Origin of the sequence: Paraburkholderia sp. BL6665CI2N2 (genome assembly GCF_004366535.1) — a bacterium.
Taxonomy (GTDB): Bacteria; Pseudomonadota; Gammaproteobacteria; order Burkholderiales; family Burkholderiaceae; genus Paraburkholderia.
Genome location: NZ_SORC01000001.1, coordinates 5,648,908 through 5,666,483 on the forward strand (window position 1 = coordinate 5,648,908; position 17,576 = coordinate 5,666,483).

The following is a 17,576-nucleotide window of genomic DNA, read 5'->3' on the forward strand; positions in this document are numbered from 1 at the left end:
GAATGGCCAACCCACAAAAAAGCGGCGTGTTTCACGTGAAACACGCCGCTTCGAACAAGCCGGAAACAGAAGCAAACTTAGGCGCTAAGCCACTTTCTTCGCCAGCCCAAGATAGGTTTCGATCACACGCGGATTCTGCGCCAAGTCCGCCGCCGGCCCTTCGAGCGCCAGTTCACCGGTTTCCAGCACATAGCCGTAATCGGAGATTTGCAGCGCGGCGCGCGCATTCTGTTCGATCAGCAATGTCGCCACGCCGGTCTGCCGCAACGCGCTGATGATGTGGAAGATTTCTTTCACGATCAACGGTGCGAGACCGAGACTCGGCTCGTCCAGCATCAGCAGGTCCGGCTTGCCCATGAGCGCCCGGCCCACTGCGAGCATCTGCCGCTCGCCACCGGACAAAGTTCCGGCAACCTGCTTGCGCCGCTCTTTCAGCCGCGGGAACAGGGTAAAGACCGGTTCGAGCTGATCCAGGAAGTTGCGCTCCCCTGCCCGTTTGCGCCGATAGGCACCCAGGACGAGGTTGTCTTCCACTGTCATCGACGCAAACAACTCGCGCTTCTCCGGCACGAGACACATACCGCGCGACACACGCTTCTCGACCGGCACGGCGCTGACGTCTTCGCCTTGGTACAGGACGGTGCCTTTCGCATGACCCGTGGTCGGCAACGCGCCCATGATCGCGTTCAACAGCGTCGACTTGCCCGCACCGTTCGGGCCGATTACCGAGACAATCTGGCCGGGCCGCACCTTGATCGCCGCGCCGTGCAGCGCCTCCACCTTGCCATAGCGGACCGACAAACCGTCCACGTCGAGAATCGGGCCGGCAGCATTCATCGTGTTCTCCATCACTCCACCCCGCCGAGATAAGCTTCCAGCACCGCCGGGTCTTGTTGTACCTCTTGCGGCAGACCTTCGGCGATACGAGTCCCGAACTCCATGACCACCAGCCGATCGGTGAGATTCATCACGAAGTCCATATCGTGCTCCACCAGCAGCACGCTCATGCCTTCAGCCTTCAGGCGACGCAGCAGGTCGGCCAGTTGCAGCTTTTCCTGGTAGCGCAGACCAGCGGCCGGTTCATCCAGCAGCAGCAGCGTCGGATCGCAACACAGCGCGCGAGCAATTTCGAGAATCCGTTGTTGTCCCAGCGCGAGGCTCCCAGCTTCGTCGTACATGTGCTGCTCAAGGCCGACGCGGCGAATCTGACGAGCCGCCTCGGCCATCAAGCGCGCTTCTTCCGCGCTGTTCAGGCGCACGACGCTGCGCCAGACACCGGCTTGCCCGCGCAGATGCGCGCCAATCGCGACGTTCTCAAGCACCGTCATCCCCGGCAGCAGCTTGACGTGCTGGAACGTGCGCCCGATTCCGCGTTTGACGATTTCACGTGAACTCAGCGAATCGATGCGCTCGCCGCGGAACGTGATCTCTCCGCTGGTCGCCTGCAACACGCCGGTCACCAGATTAAAGGTCGTCGACTTGCCGGCGCCATTCGGACCGATCAGGCCGATGATCTGCCCCGCCTTCACCTCGAAGCTGACATCGTTCACCGCGACCAGACCGCCGAATTGCTTGCGCGCTTTATTCACCGTCAACAAGTCTTCACCGGCCGCCGGCTTGCTGCGCTGCGGCAACGGCTCGGCGTGATCAGCGACGTGAGCGCGCGGGCCCTTCGGGAAAAATCGCGCGACGAACGGCCAAACGCCCTGCCGCGCGTATTGCAGCAGCAGCACCATCAAGATGCCGAACACGATCACTTCAAAGTTGCCGTTCTCGCCAAGTAGCTTCGGCAGCAAGGTTTGCAAATAATCTTGCAGCACCGTCAGGATCGCCGCGCCGAGCACCGCGCCCCAAACGTGCGAGACGCCGCCCACGACGGCCATGAACAGAAATTCGATGCCGTGATTCAGACCGAAAGGCGTCGGGTTCACTGCGCGCTGCAGGTGGGCGTAGAGGAAACCTGAGACCGAGGCCAGCACCGCCGCGTACACGAAGATCACCACACGCATCCACCCGGTGTTGACGCCCATCGCCTCGGCCATCATGCCGCCGCCACGTAACGCGCGGATCGCCCGCCCCGGGCGACTGTTAAGCAGATTCTGAACAGAAATGACCGCACCGAGCGCAACCAACCAGATCAGGTAATAGATATGACGGCCGGATTCGAGGTTGATGCCAAACACATTCAACACCGGAATCCCGTTGATGCCGTCGTACTTGCCCAGCATTTCAAGATTGCCGAACAGATAGAACAGCGCGAGTCCCCAGGCGATCGTGCCAAGAGGCAGAAAGTGTCCTGACAACCGCATCGTCACCAAACCGAGCATCAGCGCGATCAACGCCGTCACTACCACACCTGCAATCAATGCGAGCCACGGCGAAACGCCATACCGCGTCGTCAGATAGGCGGTCGCATAAGCGCCGATCCCGACAAACGCGGCTTGCCCGAAGCTCGTCATCCCGCCGATCCCGGTCAGCAGCACAAGACCGATCGCGACGATCGAATACAGACCGATGTAGTTGAGCAGCGTCACCCAGTACTCAGGCACGTGAATCGGTTGCGGCAACACCGGCAGCGCGAACAGCACCACGAGGAACAACCAGAAGAACTTGTTTTGCATGATCCGTTTCATCGCGTCACTCCTCTTCCTCTTCGGCGTGCGGACTGGCGAGACTTCGCCAGAGCAACACGGGGATGATCAGCGTGAACACGATCACTTCCTTGTAAGCACTCGCCCAGAACGACGAATACGACTCCAGCAGGCCGACCAGGATCGAGCCCGCGGCAGCCAGCGGATAGCTGACGAGCCCGCCGATAATCGCCCCCACAAAGCCCTTCAAACCGATCAGGAAGCCCGAGTCGTAGTAGATGGTGGTCAAGGGTGCGACGAGGATGCCGCACAGCGCGCCGAGGCCCGCCGCCAGCGTGAATGCGAGCCGCCCTGCTTGCGTCGTGCCGATGCCGACGAGCCGCGCGCCCAGCCGGTTCACCGACGTCGCGCGCAACGCCTTGCCCGAGATCGAGCGATCGAAGTAAAGATACAGCGCGCCGATCAACACCACCGCCGTGCCGACCACCCACAGGCTTTGCCCGGAAATCGTCAGTGTGCCAATGTTGAAGGTCGCATCGGAAAACGCTGTAGTGCGTGAACCTTCCGCACCGAACATCACGAGACCCAGGCCGACCATCGCGAAGTGCACTGCCACCGCCACGATCAACAGCAGCAGCGTGCTTGCCTCGGCGATCGGCTCATACGCGAGCCGGTACACATAAGGACCCATCGGAATCACGATCAGCAGCGTCAACGCGATCTGCGCGATCATCGGCAGCGTATGCATGAAAACGCCTTGTGTCAGCGCATAGACCGCGATCGGAAACAGCAGATATTTGCCGACCAGCATGATCAGCGTGCGCGCCGCATGCCGGCGCCGTTCGGGATGCCGCACCAGCCCCGCTATCTCGACGACGAAGCAGGCCGCGCCCATCGCCATCAGCAACCAGCAGGTGGCGGGAAATTTCTGCGTCTGCAGTGCGGCGAGCGTCAACGCGCCGTACGAAACAAACTCCCCCTGCGGGATGAAGATCACCCGCGTCACGGAGAACACCAGCACCAGCGCGAGCGCTAGCAGCGCGTAGATCGCGCCCGTGGTGATGCCGTCCTGCGCGAGGATCGCCGCAATTGATAGATCCATACTTCCTCGTCCTGAAGCGTCGAAATCGAAACTGGGAAACCGTCGTGGCGGCAGAACTCGTGGCCGTCCATCGACCCGCTATGCCCTGAAAAGGCGACCGCCGCGCCGGTACACGGCGCGGCGGTCGATGCCATTGTCATCGAACAGAATGGCAATGCGGCGTCACATGCCGCACGTTGCGCGAGAGGCGCGTACCGCTTTTGTCGTTAGTCGTTCTGCAGCTTCCACTTGCCGTCGACGATCTGCACGATCACGCGTGCGCGCTTGTCGAGGCCGTTGTGGTCGGTCGTCGTGGTGTTCATGATGCCGTGCGAGACCGGCAGTTCCTTGATGTTCTCAAGCGCCCCACGCAGTGCCACGCGGAACTGTTCCGTGCCCGGCTGAGCGGTCTTCAGCGCGACCGGAATCGCTGCTTGCAGCATCTGACCGGCGTCCCATGCGTGCCCGCCGAACGTCGCCACCGAACCCGCGCCATACGCTTTCTCATACGCCGACTTATAAGCCAGCGACGACTTCTTCACCGGGTTCGAGTCAGGCAGTTGATCCGCCACGAGGATCGGTCCGGCCGGCAGGAATTCGCCTTCGCAGTCCTTGCCGCACACGCGCAGGAAGTCGTTGTTGGCGACGCCGTGAGTCTGATAGACCTTGCCCTTGTAGCCGCGCTCCTTGAGCGTCTTGGCCGGCAACGCCGACGGCGTGCCCGCACCCGCGATCAGCACCGCGTCGGGGTTCGCGCCCATCGTCTTCAGGACCTGGCCCGTCACCGATGCATCGGTGCGGTTAAAGCGCTCGTTCGAGACGATCTTCAGATTGTGTGCAGCGGCCGCCGCGGTGAAGACGTTGTTCCAGCCGTCGCCATAGGCATCCGCGAAGCCGATGAAGCCCACCGTCTTCACGCCGTGATGCTCCATGTAATCGGCGATGGCGTCGGCCATCAGGCTGTCGTTCTGCGGCGGTTTGAAGGCCCAGGCACGCTTCGCGTCCATCGGCGAAATGATCGCCGCCGATGCCGCCAGCGAGATCACCGGCGTCTTGCCTTCGGCAGCGGCGTCGAGCATGGCGAGCGAATTCGGCGTGACGGTCGAGCCGATGATCGCGTCGACGTGGTCTTCATCGATCAGCTTGCGCGTGTTCTGCACGGCTTTGCCGGTATCGGATCCGTCGTCGAGAATGATGTACTGCACGGTCTTGCCGCCGATCTCTTTCGGCAACAGTGCAATCGTGTTCTTTTCAGGAATCCCGAGCGATGCGGCCGGCCCCGTAGTAGAAAGCGTCACGCCGATTTTCACCTGAGCGAACGCCGCGCCCGCACTGCACATCAATGCCATGGCAATGCCGGTGCGTACCCATTGCTTTGTCTTTTTCATTGCAAGTCTCCAAACGCTTTGAAGCGCGTATCTGAAATCCGACTCGTGGGCCGGGTGTCTGAATCTAGTTATAGGGTTCTGGCGTGCCAAGCATGGTTTTCCCTGCTCAGCGCGAATACCGTCGCCGCTTTGCTGCTACTTCACTGCGCATACCACGACTGCAAACTGCTGCGATATCCTGTGAACAAAACACTAACATGTTAGTAGTATTGCGTTCTGCATGATTGACGGTCAATAGACTGCAACCCAAATGCGGGTTTGTCCTGAAGCGGCGGAGCCACACTTTTTCACGCGATGCGGACAATAAAAAAGACGCGTCAACTGCACGCGTCTTTTGTTTATTGAAGGTCCATATCGCTTTGCCTTCGCTCAGTCGCCGGACAACTTCCACTTGCCGCCGACAATCTCCACCATCACGCGTGCCCGTTGGTCGAGACCAGCATGGTCGTTCGCGCTCATATTGAAGATGCCGTGCGACGCGGGCATGTCTTTGGTGCTTTCCAGTGCGGCCCGCAATGCTTCGCGGAATGCAGGCGTGCCCGGTTGACCCTTCTTCAACGCCAGCGGAATCGCGCGTTGCAGCAGCAGGCCCGCGTCCCATGCGTGGCCGCCGAAGGTCGACACCGAGCCGGCGCCGTAAGCGGTTTCGTACGCGCGCTTGTACGCGAGTGCACTCTTCTTCACCGGATTCGAATCAGGCAATTGCTCGGCAACGAGCAACGGACCCGCCGGCAGATAGGTGCCTTCGCAATCCTTACCGCACACGCGCAGGAAGTCGTTATTGGCGACGCCGTGCGTCTGATAGTACTTGCCTTTATAGCCACGCTCCTTGAGCGTTTTCTGCGGCAGCGCGGCCGGTGTGCCGGCACCCGCAATCAGCACCGCGTCTGGATTCTGCGACATGATCTTTAGCACCTGGCCGGTCACCGATGCGTCGTTGCGTGCGAAGCGTTCGCTCGCGACGACCTTGATCTTCGCGAGATCGGCAGCCTTGCCGAATTCCCTGAACCAGTTCTCGCCGTAGGCGTCGGAGAAACCAATAAAGGCCACCGTCTTCACACCGTGGTTCGACATGTGCTGCGCGATGGCTGTGGCCATGAGGATGTCGTTCTGCGGCGTCTTGAAGACCCACGCGCGCTTTGCGTCCATCGGCTCGACAATGCTCGCCGCGGCCGCCATGGAGATCATGGGCGTGGTGGTTTCGGCGGCGACGTCGATCATGGCAAGCGAGTTCGGCACGACGGTCGAGCCGATCAGCGCATCCACGTGATCTTCGCTCGTGAACTTGCGTGCGTTCTTGACGGCTTGGGTGGAATCCGTGGCGTCGTCGAGCACGATGTAATCAATCTTCTGACCTGCCACCTCTTTAGGCAGCAGTGCAATCGTGTTCTTTTCCGGAATGCCGAGCGACGCGGCCGGGCCGGTTGCCGACACGGTCACGCCGATTTTCACGTCCGCGAATGCATGGACGCTCCATGCTGCGCTCACTCCGGTGGCGACCAATGCCGCGCTGATCCAACGCAATGCCGACTTCATCCCGCTCCTCTATCAACCCCGTTATTCATTCGAATTTAAATGCACAGATTTAAATCCCGACCATGCGGTCGGTGAATAGCGAGTTTAGCGGACGAAAGCCACGCGCGGCAAGCGTTTTGCAGGGTTGAGACGTGTGAAATAGAGACATGTTCGGCGAATGAAAAAGGGTCACCGAATTAGCGGGGAATTGGAATGTCGAATAACCGGAAATACAAATAAAAAGCGCTGTTGGATATCAATCCAACAGCGCTTTCGTCTGGGCACTGAGTGCCTCATTGTCTCCTCGTTCTCCACCTGCAAAATTCGTGGTGCATCAGAACTGCATGAAGATTAAACGAGCACTCCGCATACTACAACTAGCAATTACCCTAGTGGTGCACTGCGGCACCGAATTGGGGCACGTTGCGGGGAGCCATACGGTGTATGCATTTCGACTCGAGTGCCGCCCTTTTCAACCTGCCGCATCGAGACGGCTGGATTATATCGGATGCCGAAGCAATCGCCCATTTCACTGAGCGTCAGGCTCGCAGCGGCCGCACTCGCGCGATGATTTCGCCGACGATGCCACGCCGGAACGCCAGCACGCAGGCAATGAAAATCACGCCGGTGACAATGGTCACCGATTCGCCCAGCGAGCGGAACCACTCGACGCCCGTGGTCGTCGCCAGTGCCCCGCCGATATCGCCGAGCCGATCCTCGAGCGCGACGATCAGCGCCGCGCCGAGCAGCGGCCCGAACAACGTACCCATGCCGCCGACGAGCGTCATCAGGATCACGAGGCCGGACATGGTCCAATACGCGTCGCTCAACGTCTCGAAGCCTTGCACCAACACCTTGAGCGAACCCGCGAGGCCCGCAATCCCCGCCGACAGAATAAACGCGAGCAGCTTGAAGCGATCCGTATCGTAGCCGAGCGACACCGCGCGCGGCTCGTTCTCCTTGATGGCCACCAGCACCTGCCCGAACGGCGAATGCACGATCCGCACGATCAGCAGGAAGGCCAGCACCATCACGGCGAGCACGACGAAATACAGCGCCATGTCGGACGACAGATCCAGCACGCCGAACAGCTTGCCGCGCGGCACGCCTTGCAGACCATCCTCGCCATGCGTGAACGGCGCCTGCAGGAACACGAAGTAGACCATCTGCGCGAGCGCCAGCGTGACCATAGCGAAGTAGATGCCCTGGCGGCGAATTGCGAAGAGACCCACGATCAGGCCGAGCAAGGTTGCCGCCGCCGTGCCGGCCAGCACACCGAGTTCCGGCGAGAAGCCGAGCGACTGGATCGCATAGCCCGTCACATAGCCAGCCGAAGCAAGAAACATCGCGTGACCGAACGACAGCAACCCGGTGTAGCCGATCAGCAAATTGAACGCCGCCGCGAACAGCGCGAAGCACAGCACCTTCATTACGAAGAGCGGATAGATGCCGAGCACGGGCACCGCGAGCAGCACGACCAGCAGCAGACCGTAGAGCACTTTTCTCTGCATCATTTTTCCTTGCCGAAGAGACCCGCCGGGCGCACCAGCAACACCAGCGCCATGATCACGAAGACGACGGTCGCCGACGCTTCCGGGTAAAACACGCGCGTCAGCCCTTCGATCACGCCGAGCAGCAAACCAGTCAGAATCGAGCCCATGATCGAACCCATGCCGCCGATCACGACTACCGCGAACACGGTGATGATCATCGGCTGGCCCATCAGCGGCGAGACCTGAATCACCGGTGCCGCGAGCACGCCCGCAAACGCCGCCAACGCGACGCCGAAGCCGTAGGTGAGCGTGATCATCAGCGGCACGTTGATGCCGAACGCTTCGACCAATTTCGGGTTTTCCGTACCGGCGCGCAGATAGGCGCCGAGACGCGTCTTCTCGATCACGAACCATGTCGCGAAGCACACCGCCAACGAAGCCACCACGACCCACGCGCGATAGTTCGGCAGGAACATGAAGCCGAGATTGGTTGCGCCGGAAAGCGCCGACGGCACGTCGTACGGCTGACCGGACGAACCGTAGATGGAGCGGAACACGCCTTCCACCACGAGCGTGAGCCCGAATGTCAGCAAGAGCCCGTACAGATGATCGAGCTTGTAGAGCCAGCGCAGCATCGAGCGCTCGATCACGATGCCAAACAACCCGACGATCAGCGGTGCGAGCACCAGCATCAGCCAGTACGGCAGGCCGAAATACGAAAAGCCCATCCACGCGAGCATGGCGCCAAGCATGAACAACGCGCCGTGAGCGAAATTGATCACGTTGAGCAAGCCGAAGATCACCGCTAGCCCGAGGCTCAATATTGCGTAGAACGAGCCGTTCACGAGCCCCAGCAACAGCTGGCTCAGCATCGCCGGTAGCGGAACGCCAAAGATTTCCATTGAAGCCTTAACCCATCGCCAAGGTGAGATCGGTCACGCACGATCCGGCCGGCGCGCAATCGGCGGCAACGACGCCGATCGCGCGCGGCATGTGAAAACGCTTCGCCGTCTGCCTGTGTACCATCACGGCAGCACGCATCGCCCGTCAGGACGACCAGGCAGACGGCCATCCGGTTATGAACCAGCGATTACTTCCACAGCGCGCAGCGCGTTTCGGCCTTGGTCGTGAACGCCTGCTCCCCGGGGATCGTCGCCGTGATCTTGTAGTAGTCCCACGGCTCTTTGGATTCGGCCGGCGTCTTGACCTGCATCAGGTACATGTCGTGGATCATGCTGCCGTCCTGACGGATGTAGCCCTTCGCATAGAAATCGTCGATCTTGGTCTTTTTCAGTTGTGCCATCACCTTGTCGGAGTCGGTCGAACCCACCGCCTTCACTGCGTTCAGATAGGTCATGGTCGCCGAGTAGTCGGCAGCCTGCAGGCTCGACGGCATCTTCCTCATCTTGTCGAAGTAGCGCTGCGCCCACTTGCGGGTGGTGGCATCCTTGTTCCAGTACCAACTGTCCGTCAGTACCAGACCTTGCGTGGTTTCGAGACCCAGGCTGTGCACGTCGTCAATGAACATCAGCAGCGCGGCGAGTTTCATCGTCTTGGTAATGCCGAACTCCTTGGCCGCCTTGATCGAGTTGATCGTGTCGCCGCCCGCGTTGGCGAGGCCGAGGATCTGCGCCTTCGACGCTTGCGCCTGCAACAGGAACGACGAGAAGTCCGACGCCGACAGCGGATGGCGCACCGTGCCCAGCACCTGGCCGCCATTCGCTTTCACCACGTCCGACGTGTTCTTCTCCAGCGCCTTGCCGAAGGCATAGTCGGCCGTCAGGAAGTACCACGTCTTGCCGCCCTGCTTCGTCACCGCCGAACCCGTGCCCTTGGCCAGCGCCGTGGTGTCGTACGCGTAATGGATCGTGTACGGCGTGCATTGCTCATTGGTCAGCGTGTCCGCGCCCGCGCCGATGCTGATGTACACCTTCTTCTTTTCTCCGGCCACGGTGTTCATCGACAGACCGGTTGCCGAATTCGTGCCGCCGATCAGCAGATCGACGCCGTCGCGGTCGAACCATTCACGCGCGCGCGACGCCGCGATGTCCGCCTTGTTCTGGTGGTCCGCATACACCACCGTGATCGGCTTGCCGTTGACCTTGCCGCCGAAATCCGCCACCGCCATGCGAATCGCTTCGAGTCCACCCTGCCCGTCGATGTCCGCATACAGACCGGACATGTCGGTGATGAAACCGATCTTCACCGCGTCGTCAGCCGCTTGCGCGCTGCTCATCGTCAAGGCGGCGCCGGCGGCGACCGCGAAACAGAGTGTGGCAAGCCGCGCGAGTGGGTTCTTTTTCATTCCTGTCTCCTGGTTTCTTCGCTTGTGGTTATCAGAGGCAATCGGGCGCTTTTATACGCCCAGTAGATCGTGCAGGACCGGCATCTTGCTTTCGAGCTCACTTGCCCCGAAGTGCTCGACAATCGCGCCGTGCTCCATCACATAGAAGCGGTCCGCCAGCGGCGCGGCAAAACGAAAGTTCTGTTCGACCATCACGACGGTGTAGCCCCGCGCCTTGAGTGTCATGATCATGCGCGCCAGCGCCTGCACGATGACAGGCGCGAGCCCTTCCGAGATTTCGTCGAGCAGCAGCAGGCTCGCGCCGGTGCGCAGAATACGCGCCACCGCCAGCATCTGCTGTTCGCCGCCGGATAGCCGCGTGCCTTGGCTCGCGCGGCGTTCCTGCAGATTCGGGAACATCGAATAGATTTCTTCGAGCGACATCATGTGTGCCTTGTCGCCGATGGGCGGCGGCAACAGCAGGTTTTCCTCGCATGAGAGGCTCGAAAAAATACCCCGTTCTTCCGGACAGTAACCCACGCCGCAATGCGCGATGCGATGCGTGGGCAGACTGATGGTTTCGCGTCCGCCAATGCGGATCGAACCGGTGCGCCGTCCGGTCAAGCCCATGATGGCGCGCAGCGTCGTGGTGCGTCCGGCGCCGTTGCGGCCCAGCAGCGTGACGACTTCGCCGCGGTTCACCGTCAGATCGACGCCATGCAGAATATGGGATTCCCCGTACCACGCCTGCAAACCCTTGATGTCCAGCGCGGGAACGGCGTTATCCGTCCCGCTTATGTCGAGGCTTTCTCGCTCGGCAATCGTATTCATGCGTGAGCTCCGGCGAGCGCCGCGTCGGCGCTGCCCATATAGGCTTGCATCACCAGCGGATTTTTCGACACTTCGGCGTAGCTGCCTTCGGCGAGCACTTCGCCTCGTTGCAGCACGGTAATCGTGTCGGAGATGCCGGCGATCACATTCATGTTGTGCTCGACCATCAGGATGGTGCGGCCGCTCGATACTTTTTTGATCAACGCCGTCACGCGATCGACGTCTTCATGGCCCATGCCTTGCGTCGGTTCGTCGAGCAACATGAGTTCCGGTTCCATGGCGAGCGTGGTAGCAATTTCCAGCGCGCGTTTGCGGCCATAGGAAAGTTCGACCGTCAACACATCGGCGAAATCGGTCAGTCCGACCTGGGTGAGCAGGTCCATTGCGCGGTCATCGAGTTGGCGCAGCGTGCGCTCGCTCTTCCAGAAATGAAATGCCGTGCCGAGCTGGCGCTGCAAACCGATGCGCACATTCTGCAATGCTGTCAGATGCGGAAACACCGCGGAAATCTGGAACGAACGAATAATGCCGCGCCGCGCAATCTGCGCCGGGCGTTCGCCGGTGATGTCGATGCCGTTGAAAACGATCTGGCCCGCAGTGGGTTCCAGAAACTTGGTGAGCAGATTGAAGCAGGTGGTCTTGCCTGCCCCGTTCGGGCCGATCAACGCATGGATCGAGCCACGACGCACGCGCAGGTTGACACCGTTCACGGCGATGAAGCCTTTGAACTCACGAGTGAGGCCGCGCGTTTCGAGAATCGTATCGCCGAGAATCATGTTCCCTTCCATACGGAGTAAGGCGAAGCACTACGATCTTCCGCGCGAACCGCTGCGCGACTTTTTATGACGGCGGCACCCCGTGCCGCTCGTTGGCGTGCTGCACCAATCCGGACGGTAATCCATGGGGCGGCACGCAGCATGGCTGCCATTGTCGCGCCAATGATGCAGCGCATTCATTGGGATTTGCACTTAGTGGCAGTGGATGACACCGGCCCCGAACGGGGCGCATACGTGCGAGATGCCCGCCGAGCCGGTCGGACGGGCATCTCCATGAGGCTCGTGCGCTAGCTGTCACACTGCGGACATGGAAGGCGTTGCGCTAGCTTGTGCCGCGAAACTGCCGCCCACGTTCGCACGGCGATCTTCGCGGATCATGTCGCTGGCGCGCTCGGCGATCATCAGCGTGGGCGAATTGGTGTTGCCCGAGGTGATGGTCGGCATGACAGATGCATCGACCACGCGCAGCCCGTCAACACCGATAACCCGTAGCCTGTTGTCGACCACCGCGCCGGGGTCGTCGGTCGTCCCCATGCGGCAGGTGCCGACTGGATGGAAGATGGTCGTGCCGACCGCGCCGGCCGCCTGTTGTAACTCCTCTTCGGTCTGGTACTGAATGCCGGGCAAAATCTCCTGCGGCCGGTAGCGTGCGAGCGCGGGCGCCGCCGCGATGCGGCGCGTGAGACGCAGCGCGTTGGCGGCAACGTGCCGGTCGTAGTCGGTGGAGAGATAGTTCGGTGCGATCAGGGGTGGCGCTGAAGCATCGGCGGATTCGATGTGAATGCTGCCGCGCGATGTGGGCCGCAACTGGCACACCGACGCAGTGAACGCATTGAACCGATGCAGCGGTTCGCCGAAGCGATCGAGCGAAAGCGGCTGGACGTGATATTCGAGGTCGGGCCGCGTGAGCGTGCGGTCGCCCGGATCGGATTTGGCGAACGCACCAAGTTGCGACGGCGACATCGACATCGGGCCACTTTGAAAAAACGCGTACTGCATGCCGATCAGCAACTTGCCCCACCAATGCGCGGATGCCGTGTTGAGCGTACGCACGCCGTCGACCTTATAGGCCATGCGCAATTGCAAATGATCCTGCAGATTCTCGCCCACGCCGCGCATATCGTTGACGACCTCGATGCCGAGATTCTGCAGACGCGCGCCATTGCCGATGCCGGAGAGTTCAAGCAACTGCGGTGAATTCACCGCACCTGAACTGAGGATCACTTCACATCGAGCCTTGGCCAGATAGTCCGTGTTGTCGCCGCGATATTCGACGCCCGTACAACGGCGTCCTTCCAATACGACGCGTTGCGTGTGCGCGCCGGTGATCACGGTGAGATTCGGCCGCTTGAGTGCGGGACGCAAAAAACGCCTTCGATGCATTCCAGCGAATGCCGCGTTTCTGATTCACGTCGAAGTAGCCGACACCGGTGTTGTCACCACGGTTGAAGTCGTCGGTGGCGGGAATGCCGGTCTCTTGCGCGGCGCGCGAAAACTCTTCGAGAATTTTCCATTTCAACCGCTGTTTTTCGACCCGCCACGGTCCGCCCGCGCCGTGCGATTCGCTGGCGCCGGCATGGTGATCTTCGCTGCGTTTGAAAATCGGCAACACCGAGTTCCATGACCAGGATGCGTCGTTCGTAACGCGCGCCCATTCATCGTAATCTTCGCGCTGACCACGCATGTAGATCATGCCGTTGATGGAAGAACTGCCGCCCAAAACGCGTCCACGCGGATACGACAGCGCGCGGCCATTGAGACCCGCTTCCGCCTGCGTTTTATAGAGCCAGTCCGTGCGCGGATTGCCGATGCAATAGAGGTAGCCGACCGGCACGTGAATCCAGTGATAGTCGTCTTTTCCGCCTGCTTCGAGCAGAAGCACTTGCACGTCGGGATCCTGGGTCAAGCGATTCGCCAGCACACAACCCGCTGTCCCCGCACCCACGATGATGTAGTCGAACTCGCCTTCGAGACGCCGGGCCGCGGACGTCGGATCGGTATGGCTCATTGTTCAGTCTCCTAAGCTTTTTTTGCCCGCTAGTCCATGGTTGTCATGCGACTGCGGCTTGGGCTCTATTTTTGTTTTCCGCCTTCGACATGCCACCAGAAGCGCAGCCTGCCGAAGGCAATCGCCTCACACTACTTAGCCACCGGCATCGTGAACTCAGCACCCTTGGAAATACTGTCGGGCCAGCGCTGCATGATGCTCTTGTAGCGCGTATAAAACCGCACACCTTCTTCACCATACGCATGATGATCGCCGAACAGCGACTTCTTCCAGCCACCAAACGAATGCCACGCCATCGGCACGGGAATCGGCACATTGATGCCCACCATGCCGATCTGGATCTGCCGCGAGAAAGCGCGAGCGACGCCGCCATCGGACGTAAACAACGACACGCCGTTAGCAAACTCGTTGGCGTTGATCAGTTCCACCGCGGAAGCAAAATCCGGCACGCGCACTACACAGAGCACGGGTCCGAAAATCTCTTCGCGATAGATCTTCATGTCGGTCGAAACATTGTCGAACAGAGTGCCGCCCAGAAAGAAACCCTTCTCATGACCGCTGACCTGATGGCCGCGTCCGTCGACCACCAGCTTCGCGCCCGCTTCGATGCCCGAGTCGATATAGCCGACCACTTTCTCGCGATGCACCGACGTCACCAACGGTCCCATCTCGGCATCTGATTCCATGCCGTTGAGAATCTTCAAACTTTTCACACGCGGTGTGAGCCGCTCGACCAGTTCATCGGCGATATGTCCCACCGCGACGGCCACCGAAATTGCCATGCAACGCTCGCCCGCGGAACCGTATGCCGCCCCGATCAAGGCATCGACGGCCTGGTCGAGATCCGCGTCCGGCATCACCACCAGATGATTCTTCGCTCCGCCCAAAGCCTGCACACGCTTGCCATGCCTCGTGCCTTCCGTGTAGATGTACTCGGCAATCGGCGTCGAACCGACAAACGACAATGCGCTGACTTCCGGATGCACCAGCAACGCATCGACAGCGACCTTGTCGCCGTGCACGACGTTGAACACGCCGTCTGGCAAGCCGGCTTCCTTCAACAATTCCGCGAGACGGCTCGAACAGGACGGATCGCGCTCCGACGGCTTCAATACAAACGTGTTGCCGCACGCAATCGCGACGGGAAACATCCAGCACGGCACCATCATCGGGAAATTGAACGGCGTGATGCCGGCGACCACGCCGAGCGGCTGACGCAGATTCCAGTTGTCGATGCCACCGCCGATCTGATCGGTGAAGTCGGTCTTCAACAGGTTCGGGATGCCGCACGCGAACTCGACGATCTCGATGCCGCGCATCACCTCGCCCTTCGCGTCCGAAAACACTTTGCCATGCTCGCGCGTGATCAGTTCCGCGAGTTCGTCGTGGTGACGGTCGAGCAGTTCCTTGAACTTGAACAGGACACGCGCGCGCTTGATCGGCGCGGTTTCACTCCACGCGGGAAACGCGGCCTTCGCGGCGGCGACGGCGGCATCCACTTCGGCGACGCTCGCCAGCGGCACGCGCGCGCTCACACTGCCTTGCGCGGGATTGAAGACGTCGCCGAAACGTCCGCTCGTGCCCTCGAACGTCTTGCCGTTGATGAAGTGGGTCAGCGCACGGGCGCTGGTCGCGCTACGCTGGGTTTCGTCCTGATATGTCTCGCTCATGATGTCCTCTTTCGTGTGAAGTCTTCCGCGCCGGCGTGCCCGGGGCGTGATAAAGCCGTGCTGAAAGTGAAGCGTACGGCGCTTCGGGCCGGGAAATCCAATGAGTAATGCTCAACTGCGCTATAAGGCGCGTTAATATCAGGATATGGATCTGACTCTGCTCCGGGCGTTCGTCACCGTGGCGCGCGAGGGCAACCTCACGCGTGCCGCCGTGCAACTGCACCTGACCCAACCTGCCGTCAGCCTGCAAATCAAGCATTTGCAGGAGACGCTCGGCGTCACGCTGTTCACGCGGACCTCGCACGGGCTCTCGCTCACGCGCGACGGACAAGCGCTGCTGCCGCACGCCGAACGCGCGCTCGGCGCGGCGAACGACGTGCAGCGGGCGGCGCAATCGCTGCGTCACGAAGTGCGCGGACGATTGCGGATCGGCACGATCCTCGACCCGGCGTTTCTGCGCCTGGGCGGCTTTCTCAAGCAGCTCGTGGAAAGCTGGCCGCACATCGAGACGGCCTTGCGCCATGGCATGTCGGGCTGGGTGCTGGAGCAGGTTCGCGCGGGCGAGCTGGATGTCGGCTACTACATCGGCTTGCCGTCCGAAGACGAACCGCGCGACGGCCCCGCTTTTCATGCGGTCACGCTGACTGCCTTCCAATACCGCGTGCTCGCGCCGGCCGGCTGGAAAGATCGCGTCAAGGGCGCGCGCGACTGGCGTGCGCTGGCGGCGCTGCCGTGGATCTGGACGCCGCCCGCGTCGGCGCATAACCGGCTGTTGACGCGCTGCTTCGACGAAGCCGGTGTGAAGCCGGTCAAGGTGGCGGAAGTGGACCAGGAGCCGTCGATGCTCGATCTGGTCAAATCGGGCGTCGGCCTCACGCTCGCACGCGACGCCACCGCGATCGCCGAAGCGCATGCGCACGCGTTGACCATCGTCGAAGGTGTTACCGTGCCGACCCAGCTCAGCTTTATTACGCTCGCGCAGCGCAAGGAGGAACCGGCGATTGCCGCGGCGTTGAAGCTGATCGAGCAGCAATGGGCGACTTGAGGATCGCGCGAATGGCGCTTGCGTGACGGGCATGAGAGCGCCAGCGAGTGTGCGATATGAGCCGCTCTCATGACAGCCGCAAGCCGTATGGTCCTATCGCCATAGATAACCGGCGCTATCTCCTCACGCAGCAGCCGCCTGCGTGAGGGTTCAGCAACCCGCTCGCCCGCAGCGACCACTTGCCCCGCGCCTGAAACCACACCGTCACGCAGTTTTTGTTAGATTGAGGGTTCGCGCACACGCGCCTGCTCGCCATCCTTTTCCGTTCCACCTGATTTGTCCTTCCCGGCAGCTTCGCCTCGGCAACACCGGAAGCCGCCGACCAATCCATCCTTCAACAGGAACCTGACATGGCACGCAACATTGAAATCAAAGCCCGCGCCCAGCATTTCGAGCAACTCCGCGGACGCGCGGCGCAGCTCGCGCCGGACGCACCGCTGATCTTCCGCCAGCAGGACTTTTTCTACGACGTGCCGCGCGGCCGCCTGAAGCTGCGCCAGTTCGACGACGGCACGCCGGCCGAGCTGATCTTCTACCAGCGCGACGACCGCGACGGTCCGAAGGCGTCGTACTACACGCGCAGCCCGGTGACCAATCCGGAGGCCATGCACGCGCTGCTCGCCACCGCGCTGACCACGCGCGGCATCGTCACCAAGGAACGGCACGTGTATCTGACCGGGCGCACGCGGATCCATCTGGACCGCGTCGACGGTCTGGGCGACTTCGTCGAACTGGAAGTGGTGCTCGCCCAGGACGACGATGAAGAAGGCGGCCACGCCGAAGCGCATGCGATGTTCGCCACGCTCGGCGTGCCGGAATCGGATCTGGTGGCGGTGGCCTACGTCGATTTGCTGAGCCCGGACAGCGCGCCGAAGCAAGCGGCATAAGACTAAG

At 61.3% G+C, this 17,576-nt stretch carries 13 protein-coding genes and 1 pseudogene; 2 read left to right on the forward strand and 12 right to left on the reverse strand.

Annotated elements, in window-relative coordinates; all coding sequences use genetic code 11:
- Positions 1-84 precede the first annotated feature (84 nt).
- The 12 genes and pseudogenes from B0G81_RS25380 to B0G81_RS25435 form a co-directional block, all read right to left on the reverse strand.
- Positions 85-837 (reverse strand): ABC transporter ATP-binding protein, encoded by a 753-nt coding sequence (locus B0G81_RS25380; RefSeq protein ID WP_208328552.1) that lies wholly within the window; start codon positions 835-837, stop codon positions 85-87.
- Positions 838-848: 11 nt separating this feature from the next.
- Entirely contained in the window at positions 849-2,633 is a 1,785-nt protein-coding gene (locus tag B0G81_RS25385; RefSeq protein WP_134138755.1) for a branched-chain amino acid ABC transporter ATP-binding protein/permease, read from the reverse strand.
- A 4-nt stretch (positions 2,634-2,637) separates the two neighbouring features.
- On the reverse strand, positions 2,638-3,693 hold the full coding sequence (locus tag B0G81_RS25390; protein WP_134138760.1) for a branched-chain amino acid ABC transporter permease: 1,056 nt from the start codon (positions 3,691-3,693) through the stop codon (positions 2,638-2,640).
- 206 nt (positions 3,694-3,899) lie between these two features.
- Positions 3,900-5,060 (reverse strand): ABC transporter substrate-binding protein, encoded by a 1,161-nt coding sequence (locus B0G81_RS25395; protein WP_106284880.1) that lies wholly within the window; start codon positions 5,058-5,060, stop codon positions 3,900-3,902.
- Between the two features lie 369 nt (positions 5,061-5,429).
- Complete coding sequence (locus B0G81_RS25400; protein ID WP_134138765.1) at positions 5,430-6,596, reverse strand: ABC transporter substrate-binding protein; 1,167 nt, start codon at positions 6,594-6,596, stop codon at positions 5,430-5,432.
- 518 nt (positions 6,597-7,114) lie between these two features.
- Complete coding sequence (locus B0G81_RS25405; protein ID WP_166679150.1) at positions 7,115-8,086, reverse strand: branched-chain amino acid ABC transporter permease; 972 nt, start codon at positions 8,084-8,086, stop codon at positions 7,115-7,117.
- Complete coding sequence (locus B0G81_RS25410; protein WP_106284883.1) at positions 8,086-8,970, reverse strand: branched-chain amino acid ABC transporter permease; 885 nt, start codon at positions 8,968-8,970, stop codon at positions 8,086-8,088. Before B0G81_RS25410 ends, B0G81_RS25405 begins: the two co-directional genes overlap by 1 nt.
- A gap of 188 nt (positions 8,971-9,158) precedes the next feature.
- Complete coding sequence (locus tag B0G81_RS25415; protein WP_106284884.1) at positions 9,159-10,373, reverse strand: ABC transporter substrate-binding protein; 1,215 nt, start codon at positions 10,371-10,373, stop codon at positions 9,159-9,161.
- A 51-nt stretch (positions 10,374-10,424) separates the two neighbouring features.
- Positions 10,425-11,183: an ABC transporter ATP-binding protein gene (locus B0G81_RS25420; RefSeq protein ID WP_106284885.1), complete on the reverse strand. Its 759-nt coding sequence runs from the start codon at positions 11,181-11,183 to the stop codon at positions 10,425-10,427.
- Positions 11,180-11,959, reverse strand: a complete 780-nt coding sequence (locus B0G81_RS25425; RefSeq protein WP_007180049.1) for an ABC transporter ATP-binding protein — start codon at positions 11,957-11,959, stop codon at positions 11,180-11,182. Before B0G81_RS25425 ends, B0G81_RS25420 begins: the two co-directional genes overlap by 4 nt.
- 294 nt (positions 11,960-12,253) lie before the next feature.
- Positions 12,254-13,967: pseudogene (locus B0G81_RS25430) on the reverse strand (GMC family oxidoreductase N-terminal domain-containing protein).
- A 131-nt stretch (positions 13,968-14,098) separates the two neighbouring features.
- Positions 14,099-15,637: a CoA-acylating methylmalonate-semialdehyde dehydrogenase gene (locus B0G81_RS25435; protein ID WP_134138768.1), complete on the reverse strand. Its 1,539-nt coding sequence runs from the start codon at positions 15,635-15,637 to the stop codon at positions 14,099-14,101.
- Positions 15,638-15,782: 145 nt separating this feature from the next.
- Here B0G81_RS25435 and B0G81_RS25440 point away from each other — a divergent pair, with 145 nt between their 5' ends.
- On the forward strand, positions 15,783-16,682 hold the full coding sequence (locus tag B0G81_RS25440) for a LysR family transcriptional regulator (RefSeq protein WP_116118577.1): 900 nt from the start codon (positions 15,783-15,785) through the stop codon (positions 16,680-16,682).
- 350 nt (positions 16,683-17,032) lie between these two features.
- Positions 17,033-17,569, forward strand: a complete 537-nt coding sequence (locus B0G81_RS25445) for a class IV adenylate cyclase (RefSeq protein WP_134138773.1) — start codon at positions 17,033-17,035, stop codon at positions 17,567-17,569.
- Positions 17,570-17,576: the final 7 nt, after the last annotated feature.